This window comes from Streptomyces sp. TOM-9 (genome assembly GCF_056858595.1).
In genome coordinates this window covers 8,002,706-8,017,211 of record NZ_JBXEQB010000001.1, presented here as the reverse complement: position 1 = coordinate 8,017,211, position 14,506 = coordinate 8,002,706, and the positions used below count along the sequence as shown (strand labels likewise).

At 73.5% G+C, this 14,506-nt stretch carries 16 protein-coding genes; 10 read left to right on the top strand and 6 right to left on the bottom strand.

Going from position 1 to position 14,506, the window contains the following annotated elements; all coding sequences use genetic code 11:
• The first annotated feature begins 47 nt into the window (after positions 1–47).
• Together AC1VWI_RS36895 and AC1VWI_RS36890 are read left to right on the top strand one after the other, a co-directional pair.
• The gene (locus tag AC1VWI_RS36895) at positions 48–785 is read left to right on the top strand and encodes a DUF72 domain-containing protein (RefSeq protein ID WP_499515372.1); all 738 of its coding nucleotides are present in this window, start codon (positions 48–50) and stop codon (positions 783–785) included.
• A complete protein-coding gene (locus AC1VWI_RS36890) occupies positions 782–1,066 on the top strand; it encodes an acylphosphatase (RefSeq protein ID WP_499515371.1) in 285 nt (94 codons plus the stop codon). Before AC1VWI_RS36895 ends, AC1VWI_RS36890 begins: the two co-directional genes overlap by 4 nt.
• Positions 1,067–1,105: 39 nt before the next feature.
• On the opposite strand, the gene AC1VWI_RS36885 is transcribed toward AC1VWI_RS36890, so the two are convergent.
• The 4 genes from AC1VWI_RS36885 to polX form a co-directional block, all read right to left on the bottom strand.
• Positions 1,106–2,539, bottom strand: coding sequence for a lipase maturation factor family protein (locus AC1VWI_RS36885; protein ID WP_499515370.1), 1,434 nt, complete (start codon positions 2,537–2,539; stop codon positions 1,106–1,108).
• A 30-nt stretch (positions 2,540–2,569) separates the two neighbouring features.
• A complete protein-coding gene (locus AC1VWI_RS36880) occupies positions 2,570–3,352 on the bottom strand; it encodes a VOC family protein (RefSeq protein WP_499515369.1) in 783 nt (260 codons plus the stop codon).
• 136 nt (positions 3,353–3,488) lie between these two features.
• The gene (locus tag AC1VWI_RS36875; protein WP_499515368.1) at positions 3,489–3,887 is read right to left on the bottom strand and encodes a hypothetical protein; all 399 of its coding nucleotides are present in this window, start codon (positions 3,885–3,887) and stop codon (positions 3,489–3,491) included.
• A 61-nt stretch (positions 3,888–3,948) separates the two neighbouring features.
• Entirely contained in the window at positions 3,949–5,682 is a 1,734-nt protein-coding gene (gene polX / locus AC1VWI_RS36870; protein ID WP_499515367.1) for a DNA polymerase/3'-5' exonuclease PolX, read from the bottom strand.
• Positions 5,683–5,810: 128 nt separating this feature from the next.
• On the opposite strand from polX, the gene AC1VWI_RS36865 reads away from it, so the two are divergent.
• From AC1VWI_RS36865 to AC1VWI_RS36855, 3 genes are all read left to right on the top strand, one after another.
• A complete protein-coding gene (locus tag AC1VWI_RS36865) occupies positions 5,811–6,026 on the top strand; it encodes a dodecin (protein WP_499515366.1) in 216 nt (71 codons plus the stop codon).
• Between the two features lie 85 nt (positions 6,027–6,111).
• Complete coding sequence (locus AC1VWI_RS36860; protein WP_499515365.1) at positions 6,112–6,561, top strand: VOC family protein; 450 nt, start codon at positions 6,112–6,114, stop codon at positions 6,559–6,561.
• Between the two features lie 126 nt (positions 6,562–6,687).
• Positions 6,688–7,395 (top strand): type 1 glutamine amidotransferase domain-containing protein, encoded by a 708-nt coding sequence (locus tag AC1VWI_RS36855; protein ID WP_499515364.1) that lies wholly within the window; start codon positions 6,688–6,690, stop codon positions 7,393–7,395.
• On the opposite strand, the gene AC1VWI_RS36850 is transcribed toward AC1VWI_RS36855, so the two are convergent.
• Positions 7,392–8,690, bottom strand: a complete 1,299-nt coding sequence (locus AC1VWI_RS36850) for an MFS transporter (protein WP_499515363.1) — start codon at positions 8,688–8,690, stop codon at positions 7,392–7,394. The two genes, AC1VWI_RS36855 and AC1VWI_RS36850, sit on opposite strands and share 4 nt — an antisense overlap.
• A gap of 95 nt (positions 8,691–8,785) precedes the next feature.
• On the opposite strand from AC1VWI_RS36850, the gene AC1VWI_RS36845 reads away from it, so the two are divergent.
• From AC1VWI_RS36845 to AC1VWI_RS36825, 5 genes are all read left to right on the top strand, one after another.
• Positions 8,786–9,325 carry a CGNR zinc finger domain-containing protein gene (locus AC1VWI_RS36845; RefSeq protein ID WP_499515362.1) on the top strand — a complete coding sequence of 180 codons (540 nt, stop codon included), beginning with the start codon at positions 8,786–8,788 and terminating at the stop codon, positions 9,323–9,325.
• A 150-nt stretch (positions 9,326–9,475) separates the two neighbouring features.
• A complete protein-coding gene (locus tag AC1VWI_RS36840) occupies positions 9,476–10,036 on the top strand; it encodes a (2Fe-2S)-binding protein (protein WP_499515361.1) in 561 nt (186 codons plus the stop codon).
• A 4-nt stretch (positions 10,037–10,040) separates the two neighbouring features.
• Positions 10,041–11,030, top strand: a complete 990-nt coding sequence (locus tag AC1VWI_RS36835) for an FAD binding domain-containing protein (RefSeq protein ID WP_499515360.1) — start codon at positions 10,041–10,043, stop codon at positions 11,028–11,030.
• Positions 11,027–13,261: a xanthine dehydrogenase family protein molybdopterin-binding subunit gene (locus AC1VWI_RS36830; protein WP_499515359.1), complete on the top strand. Its 2,235-nt coding sequence runs from the start codon at positions 11,027–11,029 to the stop codon at positions 13,259–13,261. Before AC1VWI_RS36835 ends, AC1VWI_RS36830 begins: the two co-directional genes overlap by 4 nt.
• Positions 13,262–13,448: 187 nt before the next feature.
• The gene (locus tag AC1VWI_RS36825) at positions 13,449–13,844 is read left to right on the top strand and encodes a hypothetical protein (RefSeq protein ID WP_499515358.1); all 396 of its coding nucleotides are present in this window, start codon (positions 13,449–13,451) and stop codon (positions 13,842–13,844) included.
• 9 nt (positions 13,845–13,853) lie between these two features.
• Here AC1VWI_RS36825 and AC1VWI_RS36820 read toward each other — a convergent pair whose 3' ends face one another.
• The gene (locus AC1VWI_RS36820; protein WP_499515357.1) at positions 13,854–14,504 is read right to left on the bottom strand and encodes a DedA family protein; all 651 of its coding nucleotides are present in this window, start codon (positions 14,502–14,504) and stop codon (positions 13,854–13,856) included.
• Positions 14,505–14,506 lie beyond the last annotated feature (2 nt).

Genomic DNA, 14,506 nt, shown 5'->3' with positions numbered 1-14,506 from the left:
GACCTACCCTGAATAGGGAGCAGCAAGCAACCGGCAGGGACCGCGCGATGTCCGTGCTCGTGGGAACCTCGGGATGGCAGTACCGGGACTGGCGCGGCGTGCTGTACCCGCCCCAGGTGCCGCAGCGGCTGTGGCTGGAGGAGTACGCGCGCCGTTTCGGCACGGTCGAGAGCAACAACGCGTTCTACCGCCTGCCGTCCCGGGAGCTCTTCGCGAGCTGGCGCGAGCACACGCCCGAGGGCTTCGTGATGGCGGTCAAGGCCAGCCGCTACCTGACCCACATGAAGCGGCTGCGCGACCCGGAGGAGCCGGTGCGGCGGCTGCTGACGCACGCCGAGGGACTCGGCGACCGGCTGGGGCCGGTGCTGCTGCAGCTGCCGCCGAACCTGAGGGCCGACGCCCGGGTCCTGGAGGAGTGCCTGCACTGCTTCCCCGAGGGCGTGCGGGTGGCCGTCGAGCCGCGGCACGCCTCCTGGTGGACCCCCGAGATCCGGGCCCTGCTGAAGCGCCGCGGCGCCGCGCTGTGCTGGGCCGACCGGCGGGCGCGCCCTGCGACGCCGTTGTGGCGCACCGCGGACTGGGGGTACGTGCGCTTCCATGAGGGCATCGCCCGGCCGTGGCCCCGCTACGGCGCCCGGGCGCTGACCACCTGGGCACACCGCATCGCGGACACCTGGCCGGAGGGCTCCGACGTGTTTGTGTACTTCAACAACGACCCCGGCGGGGCGGCCGTCCTGGACGCCGACGCCTTCCGCGAGGCGGTCCGCCAGGTGCGGCCGTCGTGATCCGGCGGCGGGTCGTCGTGACGGGCGACGTCCAGGGGGTGTACTTCCGGGACACCTGCCGTATGACGGCGGACGAGAGCGGGGCCGCCGGCTGGGTCCGCAACCGGCCGGACGGCACGGTCGAGGCGGTCTTCGAGGGTCCGCCGGAGGCGGTGGAACGGATGGTGGCCTGGTCGCACGAGGGCTCGCCGCTGTCCATCGTGGACCGCGTGGAGGTCGTCGAGGAGGAGCCGGAGGGGCTCACCGGCTTCGAGATCCGTCCCACCCCCTGGCGCGGCTGAGGGCCCGCGCGAGGGCTTGAGGGGCGGGGTGCGCGACCGTCACCGGCCCTCGCGCCGCAGGGTTTCACGGTCGATCGGCGGCAGGTACTCGCGCACCAGGCTCCGCTCCCACCAGGCCCCGGTGGCCCGCAGGGTGCGCCGGTCGGTGAAGCGGTAGTGGTACAGGCGGGCCCGGACGTAGGTGGGCGGGGCGTGCGGGAAGGGGTTGCTGCGCAGCAGGCGCAGGGTGCGGGGGTCGTTCTCCAGGAGCTTGCCGACGAACGGGATGAACCAGCTCCACGCGTAGGCCGGGGAGATCCCGGCGAACCACATCAGCCAGTCCAGCCGCAGGTGGTACGGGGCGAACTGGCGGGGCAGCCGGTGCCGGTCGGTGGGCTTGCCCTTGAAGCCGTACTCCTTCCACACGGTGCCGGGGCCGGGTTCGGCGGCGTCGGTGCCCTCGACGACGACCTCCAGGCGCATCCGGTTGATGCTGCCGAAGGCGCCGTAGGAGTTGACCAGGTGCAGCCGGTTGAAGGAGACGTTCATCATCTGGCCGCGGGAGAGCAGGTTGCGGGCGGGCCAGTAGCTGAGGACGGCGACGAGGACGGTGGCGGCGATCACCAGGGCCGCGTACCAGGCGGGCGGGGGGACGGACGCCGCGGGCGGCGGCGCGGCCACGTACGAGCCGTCGAGCGCGGCGACGGCGAGGACGATGGTCAGCCAGTTCAGCCACGCGAAGTTGCCCGAGAGCACGAGCCACAGCTGGGTGGCGATGACGACGCAGGCGGCGATGCCCGCCACCGGTTGCGGGGTGAACAGGGCGACGGGCACGACCAGCTGGGCGAAGTGGTTGGCGGCGGTCTCGGCCCGGTGCACCCCGCGCGGCAGGTGGTGGAAGAACCAGCTGAGCGGGCCGGGCATGGGCTGCGTCTCGTGGTGGTAGTACAGGCAGGTCAGGTCGCGCCAGCAGGCGTCGCCCCGCATCTTGATCAGTCCGGCGCCGAACTCGACGCGGAAGAGCAGCCAGCGCATCAGCCACAGGATCAGCACGGGCGGCCCGGTCTCGTCGTTGCCGAGGAACACCGCCAGGAAGCCGGCCTCCAGCAGCAGGGACTCCCAGCCGAACGCGTACCAGGTCTGGCCGACGTTGACGATCGACAGGTAGAGCAGCCACAGCGCCGCCCAGACCAGCAGGGCGCCCCACAGCGGCACGAGGTCCGTCACGCCCGCGACGACGGCCGCGGACAGCGCGACGCCGCCCCACGCGACGGCGGCGAAGAGGCGGTCGGAGTAGCGGAGGTGGAACAGGCTCGGCGCATGGCGGAACGGCACGCGCCGCAGGAAGTCCGGGACGGGCAGCAGACCGTGCTCGCCGATGAGGGCGCGGAACTGGTTCGCGGCGGTGAGGAAGGCAACCAGGTAGAGCACGCCGAGGCCGCGCTGGACGACGACGCGGCTCAGCCAGTAGTCGGGTGCCGTGAACCACTCCATGGCCGCTTCTCCCGGCGGGCGGGCGGCGTGCTACTCGTGGTCGGCGACGAGGGAGAGCAGTCCGCCCTCCGGGTCGCGGATGCCCGCGACCCTGCCGTAGGCGCTGTCGAGGGGTTCGCCGGTCACCTCGCCGCCGAGGTCCTTGGCGCGCCGGACGGCCTCGTCGACGTCGGCGACGGTGAAGAAGACGTGCCACCGCGGCCGGACCTTGGGGTCGGCCGCGGCCTCGACGCCGCCGCCGCGGATGCCCGCGACGCTGTGCCCGTCGACGTAGAGGACGACGCGGTCGTTCTCCCACTCCACGACGTAGCGGGGCCCGCGCCGGTCCCAGTGGAAGACCTCGCCGTAGAACAGGGCCGCGGCGAAGGCGTCGCGGGTGCGCAGCTCGATCCAGGAGGGGGCGCCGTGCATCCGCAGCTTGCGGGCGGGTCCGTGCTCGCCCTCCCAGATGCCGAAGGAGGCGCCCATGGAGTCGGCCACCAGGGCCAGCCGCCCGGCGTCGAAGTCGAGCGGGCCCACGGCCACCGTGCCGCCGCGGTCGCGGATGTCGGAGGCGGTGGCGTCGGCGCTCTCCACCCCGAAGTACGTGGTCCAGGACACCGAGGTCTCCCAGTCCCGGGCGATGGCCCCGATGCCGGCGACCTCCGTGCCGTTCACCAGCGCGCGTTCGTACGGGCCCCAGCGGGAGGGACCGGGTTCGAACTCCCAGCCGAGCAGTGGTCCGTAGAACGCCTTCGCCACGTCCAGGTCGCGTGCCATCAGGCTGACCCAGCACGGGGCGCCCGCCACACAGCAGATCTTCGCGGTGGACACGTACCGGCCTCCTTGTCCTGCCCCGTTCCCAGAATGGCGGCAGCAGGTCCGGGAGGCATCTTCGGCGGTCCGTCGTACGTACCGGTGGGCGGGCGCCGCATGCGCCGGGTGGTGCGCTTCTGCTCCGGCGTACGTCTCAGTGGCCGAACAGGTGCATGCCCCGGCGGCGGGCGGACGCCGTGGGGGTCTTCGTGGTCGTGACCGTGTCGTCGGCGGTCCCGGTGGCGACGGTCGGGGTGGTGGGGGCGGTGGCGTCGGGCGCCGTCTCGGCGGCGCGGGCCCGGCGGCGCAGCCGGCGCAGCTCCGCGCGGCGGCTGCGCTCGCGTCCCGCGCCGGCCAGGGCGATGACCGAGGCCAGGCAGAACACCAGGGCGAGCGCGAGACCGGCGAGGAACGCGCCGAGGGTGTTGACGGTGGCGATGTCCGAGCCGAACAGCGTCACGGTGTAGTCGGGTCCTCCGCCGAGGTTCTCCGCGATCAGGAGTCCGGTGAAGGCGGCGGTGGCGCCCATGAGCACGAATCCCAGCAGCAGCATCGTGTCCTCCTCGATGTCGGGCGTGGTAGGGGCCCTCGCGCTGCGCCTACCCCGGGTACGGTCACGGATGCGTACGGCCGCCCTTGCGCAGGAAGCGCCGCAGCCGGGTGAGCGGCCAGGCGTTGACGACGTCGTCCTCGGTGAGCCAGCCCCGCTGGGCCGTGCCGACGCCGTAGCGCATGAAGTCCAGGTGGACGGTGGCGTGCGCGTCGCTGTCGACGGCGAACTTCACGCCGTGCCGGCGGGCCCGCAGGATCAGTTCGTCGCCGAGGTCGAGCCGGTCGGGCTGGGCGTTGACCTCCAGCGCCGTGCCGGTGCGGGCGCAGGCGGCGAAGACCTCGTCGAGGTCGGCGTCGACACCCGGGCGCCTGCCCAGCAGCCGGGTGGTGGGGTGGCCGATGATGTTGACGTACGGGTTCTCGGCCGCGCGCACCAGGCGCCGGGTGAGGGCGTCGCGGTCCTGGTGGAAGTGGGAGTGGATCGAGGCCACGCACAGGTCGAAGCCGGCCAGGAACGCGTCCGGCCAGTCCAGGCCCCCGTCGGGGCCGATGTTGAGTTCGGTGCCGTGCAGGACGCGCATGCCCGTGTGGGTCCGGTCCAGGCGGCGGACCTCCTCGCGCTGGGCGAGGATCTTCTCGTCCGTCATGCGCTGCATGGACAGGTCGGGCGCGTGGTCGGTGACCGCGTAGTAGGCGTAGCCGCGCGCGGACGCCGCTGCCACCATCTCCTCCAGGCCGGCGAGGCCGTCGGTGAGGTCGGTGTGGGTGTGCAGGTCACCGCGGACGGCGCGCAGCGCGAGCGGCTCGGGGAGCTCCCCGGCCAGCCCGGCCTGGATCTCGCCCCGGTCCTCGCGCAGGGTGGGCGGTATCCAGGGCAGCCCGAGCCGGGCGTAGACCTCCTCCTCGGTGCGGGAGACGACGCGCTCGCCGGTCGCGGTGTCGAAGAGCCCGTACTCGGAGAGCTTGAGGCCGTGGTGGACGGCCAGCTCGCGGGTGCGGATGTTGTGGGCCTTGGAGCCGGTGAAGTACTGCAGCGCCGCGCCCCAGGAGTCGGGCGGCACGACTCGCAGGTCGACCTGGAGGCCCTTGGTGGTCCGGATCGACGTCTTCTTCGCGCCCCGCACGATGACCTCGGCGGTGCCCGGCATCCGGGTGAACGCCTCCATGAAGGGCCCGGACCGCTCGGCGGCGACGAGGACGTCGACGTCGCCGACCGTTTCCCGCATTCGGCGCAGCGAGCCGGCGTACGTGCAGCGCTCGCAGCCGGGGAACGCGGAGAGCTCGGCGACGACCTCCTCGGCGACCGCCGTGGCGACGTTCAGCGGGACCCGGCCGGCCGAGGACCGCGTCAGGCCGATGCCGTGCAGGATGGTCTCCTCGGTGCGGGCGCCGAAGCCGGGCAGGTCGCGCAGGCGTTCGGCGCGGATGGCGTCGGCGAGTTCCTGCACCGAGGCGATGTGCAGCTCCTGGTAGAGCATCATGGCCCGCTTGGGGCCGAGCATCGGGATCGCGGTCATCTCCCGTACGCCGGCGGGGATGCGGGCGCGCAGTTCCTCGACGGCGGGGACGGTGCCGGTGCGCAGGTACTCGGTGACCTTCTCGGCCACGGACTTCCCCACGTCGGGTATCTTCCGCAGCCCCTTGTCGTCGAGCCGGGAGACGTCCTCGTGGTGGCCGCCGATGGCGCGGGCGGCCTTCTCGTAGGCGCGCGCCTTGAACGCGTCGCCGCCGGTGATCCGGATGAGGTCGGCGTACTCGCGGAGCAGGGCTTCGACCTCCTCGTTGGCCCTGGCCATGTGGAGCCCCTTCCCGGGCACGCCGTGGGCTAACGCCCGAGGCCGTGCTTCCCCTCGCGGCCCGCGGGGCGATGAGGCACCGTGGAGGGGCGGCGGAACCGCCCGTTCCCACCGATCAGGGAGGACCCATGACCGACCACACGTACCGGGTGACCGAGATCGTCGGCTCGTCCAGCGAGGGCCTGGACGCCGCCATCCGCAACGGGCTGAGCCGTGCCTCGGAGACCCTGCGCAACCTCGACTGGTTCGAGGTGACGCAGATCCGCGGTCACCTGGCGGACGGGCAGGTCGGGCACTTCCAGGTCGGGCTGAAGGTCGGTTTCAGGATCGAGGGGAGCGACTGAGCGGCTGACCCACTGTCGTACCCGTCGGGCAGCATGGGTCCCACCGGTGCCGGCACCGGGCGGGCCACTTCGACGGAGGCACACCATGGTCGCGTTCCAGCTCACGATCGACTGCAAGGATCCGGAGGCGCAGGCGCGCTTCTGGGCGGACGCGCTGCGCTACCGGCTGGAGGACGCCCCGGACGGCTTCCCCACCTGGCGGGAGTACTGGCTCTCCGTCGGCGTGCCGGAGGAGGAGCTCGGCGACGGGGAGTGCTGCGACGCCATCGTGGACCCGGAGGGTGACGGGCCCCGGATCTGGTTCCAGCAGGTGCCCGAGGGCAAGGTGGTCAAGAACCGGCTGCACCTCGACGTCAAGGTGGGCGGCAAGCGGGCCGAGGTGCCCCTGGAGACCCGCAGGGAGCGGGTCGAGGCCGAGGCCGGCCGGCTGGTCGCGGCGGGGGCCTCCCGGCTGCGCGTGCTCGCCCAACCGGGCGTGGACCACTACGGGGTGGTGATGCAGGACCCGGAGGGCAACGAGTTCTGCGTGGCGTAGCCGGTCCGGCGCGCCGGACCGCCTTGCCTGCCCCAAATGGCGCATTTAGGCTCGAACCGACGGGGTGCCACAGCGGTGTCGGCCGCCGCGACGAGCACTGAATCCCGCAGGGAAGAGGGCAGTGGCATGCCTGCGACCAAGAAGATCCTGGTCATCGTGACCAACGTCGACGAGTACGAGAAGGTCGGCATGCGCACCGGGCTGTGGCTCGGGGAACTGACGCATTTCTGGGACGTGGTCGAGCAGGACGGCTACGCCATGGACATCGCCAGTCCGGCCGGCGGCAAGGTCCCCCTCGACCCGGAGAGCCTCTCCCACGAGGTGCTGGGGGAGCTCGGCACCGGCAGGCACTACGCCGACCGCGAGTACATGGACCTCCTCGAGGACACGTTGCCGATCACCGACGTGAACCTCGACGACTACGACGCCATTTACCTCACCGGCGGCCACGGCGTGATGTTCGACTTCCCGCAGAGCCGGGAACTGGAGGACCTGATGGCCAGGTTCTACGAGTCGGGCCGGATCGTGTCCACGGTCTGCCACGGCGCGACGGGTCTGCTCAACGTGACGCTGAGCAGCGGCGAACCGCTGGTCCGGGGCAGGCGGGTGACCGGGTTCTCGTGGCCCGAGGAGGAACTGGCCCACCGGGCCGAGGCGGTGCCGTACAGCCTCCAGGAGGAGCTGACGAAGCTCGGCGCCGACTACTCCACGGCCAGGCGGCCGTTCGACACCTACGTCGTCGAGGACGGGCGGCTGATCACCGGTCAGAACCCCGGCAGCGCCCGCGCGGTCGCGGAGGCGGTCGTCCGGCAGCCGGAAGACGCTCAGCGTTAGGCGCGCGCCGGGGCGGCGATCCTCAGGAACGGGACGAGCGCCGCGGCTGCGACGAGCGCGAGGACCGTGAACACCAGCCGGGGGCCGCCGAGTTCGGCCAGCACGCCGGCCAGGGCGGCGCCGAGCGGCATGGCGCCCCAGCTGAACAGTCTGCTGACCGCGCTGTAGCGGCCCATCATGTGCTCCGGCACGATGTCCTGGGCGATCGTACGGGCGTTGACCGCCCACAGGGTGCCGCCCATGCCGCCGAGGAAGGCGCCGGCGGCCACCGGCCAGAAGGCGGTGGTCAGCGCGGGCAGCGCCATCATCGCGGCGGTGCCGGCGATGTCGGCGGACATCGCGCCGCGGCGGCCCAGCAGCCGGTTGATCCGGCCGACGGTGAGCGCGCCGGTCAGCCCGCCCACGCCGAGGGCGCTCAGCAGCAGCCCGTACCGCCCGGCGTCCAGGCCCATCGTGTGGGTCGCGTGCAGGGGCATCAGCGCCAGCCACGCACCCCAGCAGGAGCACAGGACGGTGAGGACCAGCGAGAGGGTGCGCAGCAGGTCGTGCCGCCACACGTGGCGCAGGCCCTCGGCGATCTGCGTGCGGACGGCGGCGGGGGCGCGGTCCCCCGCCGCACCCGTGCCGCGTGCCCCGGCCACCCGCCCGGCGAGCAGGAACAGGGCGAGGGAGGCGAGCGCGTACGCGACCCAGGTCGCGCCGAGCGCGAACCCGGTGCCCACGGCGATCAGCACCCCGCCGACCAGGGGGCCGCAGAACTCGTTGCACACCGTCTCGGCGCCGGTGATCCACGCGTTGGCGCGTTCACGCCCGGCCGGGGGCACCACGGACGGTACGAGCGCCGCCTCGGCCGTCAGCGCCACCACCTCAGCCACGCCGAGGACGGCACCGGCCGCGCAGAGCACCCCGATGCCGGGCCCGCCGCCGGCGGCCGCCGCGAGGAGGCAGGCCACGGCCGCCATCCGCACGCCGCCCGCGGCCCACAGCAGCCCCCGGCGGTCGCGGCGGTCCACCAGGACGCCCACGGGGAGGGCGACCAGCAGCCAGGGCAGGGTGAGCGTCAGGGACACCGCCGTGACCTGCAGCGGCGAGCCGGAGGCCCGCGCCGCGAGCAGGGGCAGCGCCATCTTGGTCACCCCGTCGGCGAGATTGGTGACCGCGGTGAAGCCGACCAGCACGGCCGTGTTGCGGGTGCCCCGGAGGACCGTCGGCGGCGCGGTCGCGGAGGCGGCCGCGGAGGCGGCCGCCGGGGCGGCGCCGTCCTTCATCGGTGTGACGCGGGCGTGGTCCCCCATGCGAACTCCCCCTGCACTAACCGGCTATCGGCTTCACCGGTCATTCTAACCGTCGTTCGTGATAGCCGGTAGACTTCGGCGGCAGGAGGTGCCCCGTGCTCGAACCCCCGCCCGCCGCCGTCCTGGTGGAGGCCTTCGCCAACACCGTCGACCTCGACCTCGGCACGGACGACCTGGCCGCATCGGACCGGTTGTCCGCCTTCCTCGCCTCCCGCGGCCTGCTCGACGACGGCACGCCGGTCACGCCCGGCGAGCACGACCGCGCCCTGCGCCTGCGGGCCGGCATCCGCGAGGTGCTGGGAGCCAACGTCGGCGACACCCCCGACCCCGGGGCCGTCGCGGCCGCCGACGAGGTGCTGCGGGGGCTGCCCGTCCACGTCGCGGTCGGCGGGGACCGGCCCGTACTGTCCCCCGCGCCGGGGCTGCCGCCCGTGGAAGGGGCGCTCGCCCGCATCGCCCTGGCCTGGAGCGCGCTGGTGACCACCGGCGACGCGGCGCGCCTCAAGCGCTGCGCCGAACACACCTGCGGCTGGGTCTTCTGGGACGTCTCGAAGAACCGCAGCCGCCGCTGGTGCTCGATGCGCGTGTGCGGCAACCGCAACAAGGCACGGGCGTACGCGGCCCGGCAGCGGTAGCCGATCCACGAGGACCCGGAGCCGGGGGCGCCCCGGCACGGCCCGGCGATCCGGTCCGCCCCGCGTGCCGCCGCGCGGGGGCATGATCCCGGTTGCGGGTCGTTGACGGGCGAAACAGCATGAAAGGGAGACCGATCTGGAGGTGGACCGGTGTCCTCACATGTCTCGGCGAACACCGCGGCGGAATCCGGCGTACTGCCGGAGCGCGGCCCGGAGCCCGTCCCGGTCACCCTGCACGTCAACGGGGAACGGCGGGCGGTGGACATCGAGCCCCGGGTGAGCCTGCTCGACGCGCTCCGCGAACACCTCAGGCTGACCGGCGCCAAGAAGGGCTGCGACCAGGGCACCTGTGGGGCCTGCACGGTGTTCGTGGACGGGCGGCGCGTACTGGGCTGCCTGACGCTCGCCATCGCGTGCGAGGGCCACGAGGTCACCACGATCGAGGGCCTCGCGCGAGAGGGCCGGCTCGACCCGATGCAGGAGGCTTTCATCGCGCAGGACGCCTTCCAGTGCGGCTACTGCACCCCGGGGCAGATCATGTCGGCGGTGGCGCTGCTGCGGGAGGGGCACGCCTCGGACGACGCGGAGATCAAGGAGTGGATGAGCGGCAACATCTGCCGCTGCGCCGCGTACCCCAACATCCGTGCGGCGATCCGCGCGGTGCGCGACGCGGACCCGGACACCGCTCCCGGAACCGGCAGCGGAGCGTGACACCGTGCGGCCCATCAGCTACACCCGCGCCACGGGAACGGCGGACGCCATCGCGGCCGTCACCGCCGACCCGCAGAGCCACTTCCTGGCCGGCGGCACCACGGAGGTCGACCTGCTGCGGCAGAACGTGCTCACGCCGCGACGGCTCGTCGACATCAACGACCTCCCCCTGACCGGGGTGGAGGGCATGCCCGACGGCTCGCTGCGGATCGGCGCGCTGGCCCGGATGAGCCAGGTCGCGCAGGCGCCCGTCGTACGGGAGCGCTTCCCGCTCGTCGCCCAGGCGCTGGAGCTCGGCGCCTCGGCGCAGTTGCGCAACATGGCCTCCATGGGCGGCAACATGATGCAGCGCGTGCGCTGCGGTTACTTCCGTGACTCCGCGTCACCCTGCAACAAGCGGGTGCCCGGCAGCGGTTGCTCGGCGATCGAGGGGACGAGCCGCGGGCACGCCGTCCTCGGCACGAGCGCGCACTGCATCGCCACCCACCCCTCGGACGTGGCCGTGGCCCTGGCGGCGCTGGGCGCGAGGATCCGGACCCAGGGGCCCGGCGGTGACCGCTCCTACTCCTTCGACGAGTTCTTCCTGCTGCCCGGCGACACCCCGGACCGGGAGCACCCGCTGGAGCACGGCGAGCTGATCACCGTGATCGAGGTGCCCTCGGTGCCGATCGCCCGTCGTTCCACCTACCTGAAGGTCAGGGACCGCGAGTCGTACGAGTTCGCCCTGGTCTCGGTGGCGGCCGCGCTGGCGCTGGCGGACGGGCTGGTGCTGGACGTCCGCCTCGCGCTCGGCGGGGTGGGCACCCGGCCCTGGCGGGCCGAACGCGCCGAGGAGTTCCTGCTCGGGGCGCCGGCGATCCCGGAGAACTTCCACGAGGCCGCGCGGGTCGAACTGGCCGCGGCGCGGCCCACGGCGATGAACGCGTTCAAGGTCGAACTCGCCTGCCGGGCCGTGGTCCGCGCGCTCGGGACCCTCGCCGGGAGCCCGTCATGAGCCCGGCCGTCGGGCAGCCCATGGACCGTGTCGACGGCCGCCCCAAGGTCACCGGCTCGGCACAGTACTCGGCGGAGATCCCGCTCCCCGGCATGGCGTACGCCGCGCTCGTCGGGGCCCACATCGCCTGCGGGCGGATCACCTCGATCGACGCGGGCGAGGCCGAGGCCGCCGAGGGCGTCCTCGCGGTCCTCACCCACGAGAACACCCCGCCCATCGCGGCGCAGCCGCCGCTGATCCCCTCCCTGGCGGGGACGGCGGCGCCCGGCCAGACCTTCTTCCCCCTGCAGGACGACGTCGTCCACTACGCGGGACAGCACATCGCCGTCGTCGTCGCCGACACGCACGAACGGGCCCAGCACGCGGCGAGCCTGCTGCACGTGCGGTACGCGGAGGAGCCCTCCCTCACCACCCTCGACCAGGGCCGGGACCGGGCCCACGTGCCCGAGGCGATCTTCGGCGGCTTCATACCGGGCCGCATGAGCCGGGGCGACCTGCGCAAGGGCATCGACGAGGCCGACGTACGGCTGGACCTCACCTTCACCTACGCCGCCAACAACCACAACCCCATCGAACCGCCGGCGACCACCGCGTCCTGGGAGGGCGACGGACTCACCCTCTGGGACGCCACGCAGGGCATCACCTCCACCCAGCAGACGGTCGCCGCGCTGCTCGGCCTGCCGGTCTCCCGGGTGCGGGTCATCGGGCACTACACGGGCGGCAGTTTCGGCGGCAAGGCCATGATCTGGCACCATCCGGCCCTCGCCGCGATCGCCGCCCGGCAGGTCGGCCGCCCGGTGAAACTGGCCCTGACCCGCGAGCAGATGTTCACCTCGATGGGACACCGCGAGGAGCAGGAGCAGACGATCATGCTCGCCGCGGCCGGGGACGGGCGGCTCACCGCGCTGCGCCACCACAAGCTCTCCCCCACCTCGCACTTCGACGACTGGGCCGAACCCTCCCTCGGCGTCGCCTCGCAGATCTACGGATGCCCCCACTACGAGGGCGAGTACCGGCTGTTCCGCGCGAACACCATGACGCCGACCTTCATGCGCGCCCCGGGCGAGGCCTCGGGCATGTTCGCCGTGGAGTGCGCGATGGACGAGCTCGCCGAGCGCCTCGGGATGGACCCGCTGGAGCTGCGGCTGCGCAACATCACGGCGACCGACCCCGGCACGGGCGACCCGTGGTCGAGCTGGGGGCTGGAGGAGTGCTACCGCCGCGGCGCGGAGCGTTTCGGCTGGGCGGACCGCGATCCGCGACCGCGCTCCCGGCGTGAAGGGCACTGGCTGATCGGCACCGGCATGGCCAGCGCCGGCTACCCCGTCGCCCAGCCCGTCACCCCGCAGCGCGCCCGCGCTCGCCTCTACGCCGACGGGACGGCCCTGGTGCAGGCGGCCACCCCCGACTTCGGCACCGGCGTGGCCACGGCCATGACGCAGGTCGCCGCCGACGCCCTCGGCCTGCCGGCCGGGCGGTGCCGCTTCGAGAACGGCGACACCGCCTTCCCCCAGATCGCCGCGGCCGTCGGCTCGGCCGGAGCGGGCATGATCAGCGCGGCCGTCCACACCGCCGCCACCGCCCTGCGCGACGCGCTCGTCGCGCGGGCGGTCGCGGACGCGGAGTCGCCGCTGCACGGCGCGGCCCCGGAGGCCGTCGAGGTCCAGGACGGCCGCATGGTGCTCCGGGACGACCCCGGCACCGGCGAGACCTACGCGGAGATGATGCACCGTCAGTTCCTACCCGACGTGGAGGCCCTGGGCTCCTGGACCCCGGACGCCGGCGCGAACGGGCACGCCCTGATGACCTTCGGCGCCCAGTTCGCCGAGGTCGCCGTCGACGCCGACCTGGGCCTCGTCCGGGTCCGCCGCATGGTCGGCGCCTTCGCCCCCGGGCGGGTCCTCAACCCCAAGACCACCCGCAGCCAGCTCACCGGCGGCATGATCTGGGGCCTGGGCCAGGCCCTCCTCGAGGCCAACCACATGGAGCCCCGCACCGGCCGCTGGGCGGCGTCCAGCCTCGGTGACTACCTGGTCGCCGTCAACGCGGACGTGCCGGACGTCGACGTCGAGCTCGTCGAGGTCGAGGACACCGTCGTCAACCCCCTCGGCGTCAAGGGCGTCGGCGAGATCGGCCAGGTCGGCGCCGGCGCCGCCATCGCCAACGCCGTCCACCACGCCACGGGCCGCCGCGTACGCAAGATGCCGATCACCATCGAGGACCTGCTGTAGCCCCCACCGGGGCCCCGGGCACCCCGCCCACGGGCGCGAAGGGCGCGAAGGGCGCGGGGCCGTGCCCCCACCCGCGACTGCACGCCACGCCGGACCCCGCCGCCCCTGTCCGAAGCCCTGGTCCAGGGCCGGACGTTGCCCGAAGGTGGAAGTACACAACGGCGAACCGGGCAGGGGACCATCGGCGATGAGCGACTGGCTGTACATCCTGAAGTCGACTGACACGACGATGAACGGGAAGCTCGCCACGCCGGGCGAGGTGCTCGACTGCGCGCGGACGCAACCACGGGGCGACTGGTGGCTCTCGCGGCGCCGCCACATGGTCGACGGTGACCGCATCTGGATCTACTTCACCAGCCCGTACAAGGTGATCGCCGCCATGGCCGACGTGGAGGACGAGCCCCGGGAGGTGGCCGACCCGGTCTACCCCTGGCGGTTCTCGGCGGTGCTGGACCTCGCGGCGACGCGCGCCCTGCATGACCGTCCCGTTCCGCTGGCCGCCTTGAGCAACAGGCACCCGCAGGGGGTCGTCCGCGTACCGGAGCCGGATCTGGCGACGCTGATGGCGCGCGCCGGGCTGTGAGGGCCCGCCTCAGGGGCCGGCGTCGCGGCGGCGGGTGCGGCGGCGGCGGATGTGGCGGGCGGTCAGGGCGGCGGCGAGGAGGGCCACGGCGATCAGGGCGTAGAGCTGGAAGCGGGTGAGCCAGGCGTAGAGGGGGCCGAGGCGGGTGCCGGCGGCGTAGGCGAGGGCGGCCCAGACGCCGACCCAGAGGATCGCGCCGAGGGTGTTGCAGAGCAGGAAGCGCCACCAGGGCATGCCGGCGGTGCCGGCGATGATGCCGTTGGTCTGGCGCAGGACGTCGACGAACCGGGCGAGGAGGACGACGAGGTCGCCGCGGCGGGCGAAGAACTCCTCGCCGCGCACGAAGCGCTCCGGGGTGAGCAGGACGTAGCGGCCCCATCGGTGGACGAAGGCGCGGCCGCCGATGCGGCCGATGAGGTAGCCGAGGCAGTCGCCCGCGACGGCCGCGGCGACGGCGACCGCGACGACGCCGGCGATGTCCATCCGGCCGGTGCCCGCGTAGGCGGCCGCGACGACGAGGACGGTCTGCCCGGGCACGGGGATGCCGCAGTTGTCGAGCAGGACGAGGACGCCGACCGCCAGGTAGCCCCAGTCGTCGAGGAGCGGGGCGAGGTGCGCGAGGGGGCCGGGCAGCGGCGGCGGGACGGTGGCCGGGGCCATGC

Coding starts and splice junctions, on each gene's coding strand:
- AC1VWI_RS36895 (WP_499515372.1), top strand. CDS start 48: ATGTCCGTGCTCGTGGGAACCTCGGGATGGCAGTACCGGGACTGGCGC.
- AC1VWI_RS36885 (WP_499515370.1), bottom strand. CDS start 2,539: ATGGAGTGGTTCACGGCACCCGACTACTGGCTGAGCCGCGTCGTCGTC.
- AC1VWI_RS36875 (WP_499515368.1), bottom strand. CDS start 3,887: ATGCTGCTGCTGGGATTCGTGCTCATGGGCGCCACCGCCGCCTTCACC.
- polX (WP_499515367.1), bottom strand. CDS start 5,682: ATGGCCAGGGCCAACGAGGAGGTCGAAGCCCTGCTCCGCGAGTACGCC.
- AC1VWI_RS36865 (WP_499515366.1), top strand. CDS start 5,811: ATGACCGACCACACGTACCGGGTGACCGAGATCGTCGGCTCGTCCAGC.
- AC1VWI_RS36860 (WP_499515365.1), top strand. CDS start 6,112: ATGGTCGCGTTCCAGCTCACGATCGACTGCAAGGATCCGGAGGCGCAG.
- AC1VWI_RS36855 (WP_499515364.1), top strand. CDS start 6,688: ATGCCTGCGACCAAGAAGATCCTGGTCATCGTGACCAACGTCGACGAG.
- AC1VWI_RS36850 (WP_499515363.1), bottom strand. CDS start 8,690: ATGGGGGACCACGCCCGCGTCACACCGATGAAGGACGGCGCCGCCCCG.
- AC1VWI_RS36830 (WP_499515359.1), top strand. CDS start 11,027: ATGAGCCCGGCCGTCGGGCAGCCCATGGACCGTGTCGACGGCCGCCCC.
- AC1VWI_RS36825 (WP_499515358.1), top strand. CDS start 13,449: ATGAGCGACTGGCTGTACATCCTGAAGTCGACTGACACGACGATGAAC.
- AC1VWI_RS36820 (WP_499515357.1), bottom strand. CDS start 14,504: ATGGCCCCGGCCACCGTCCCGCCGCCGCTGCCCGGCCCCCTCGCGCAC.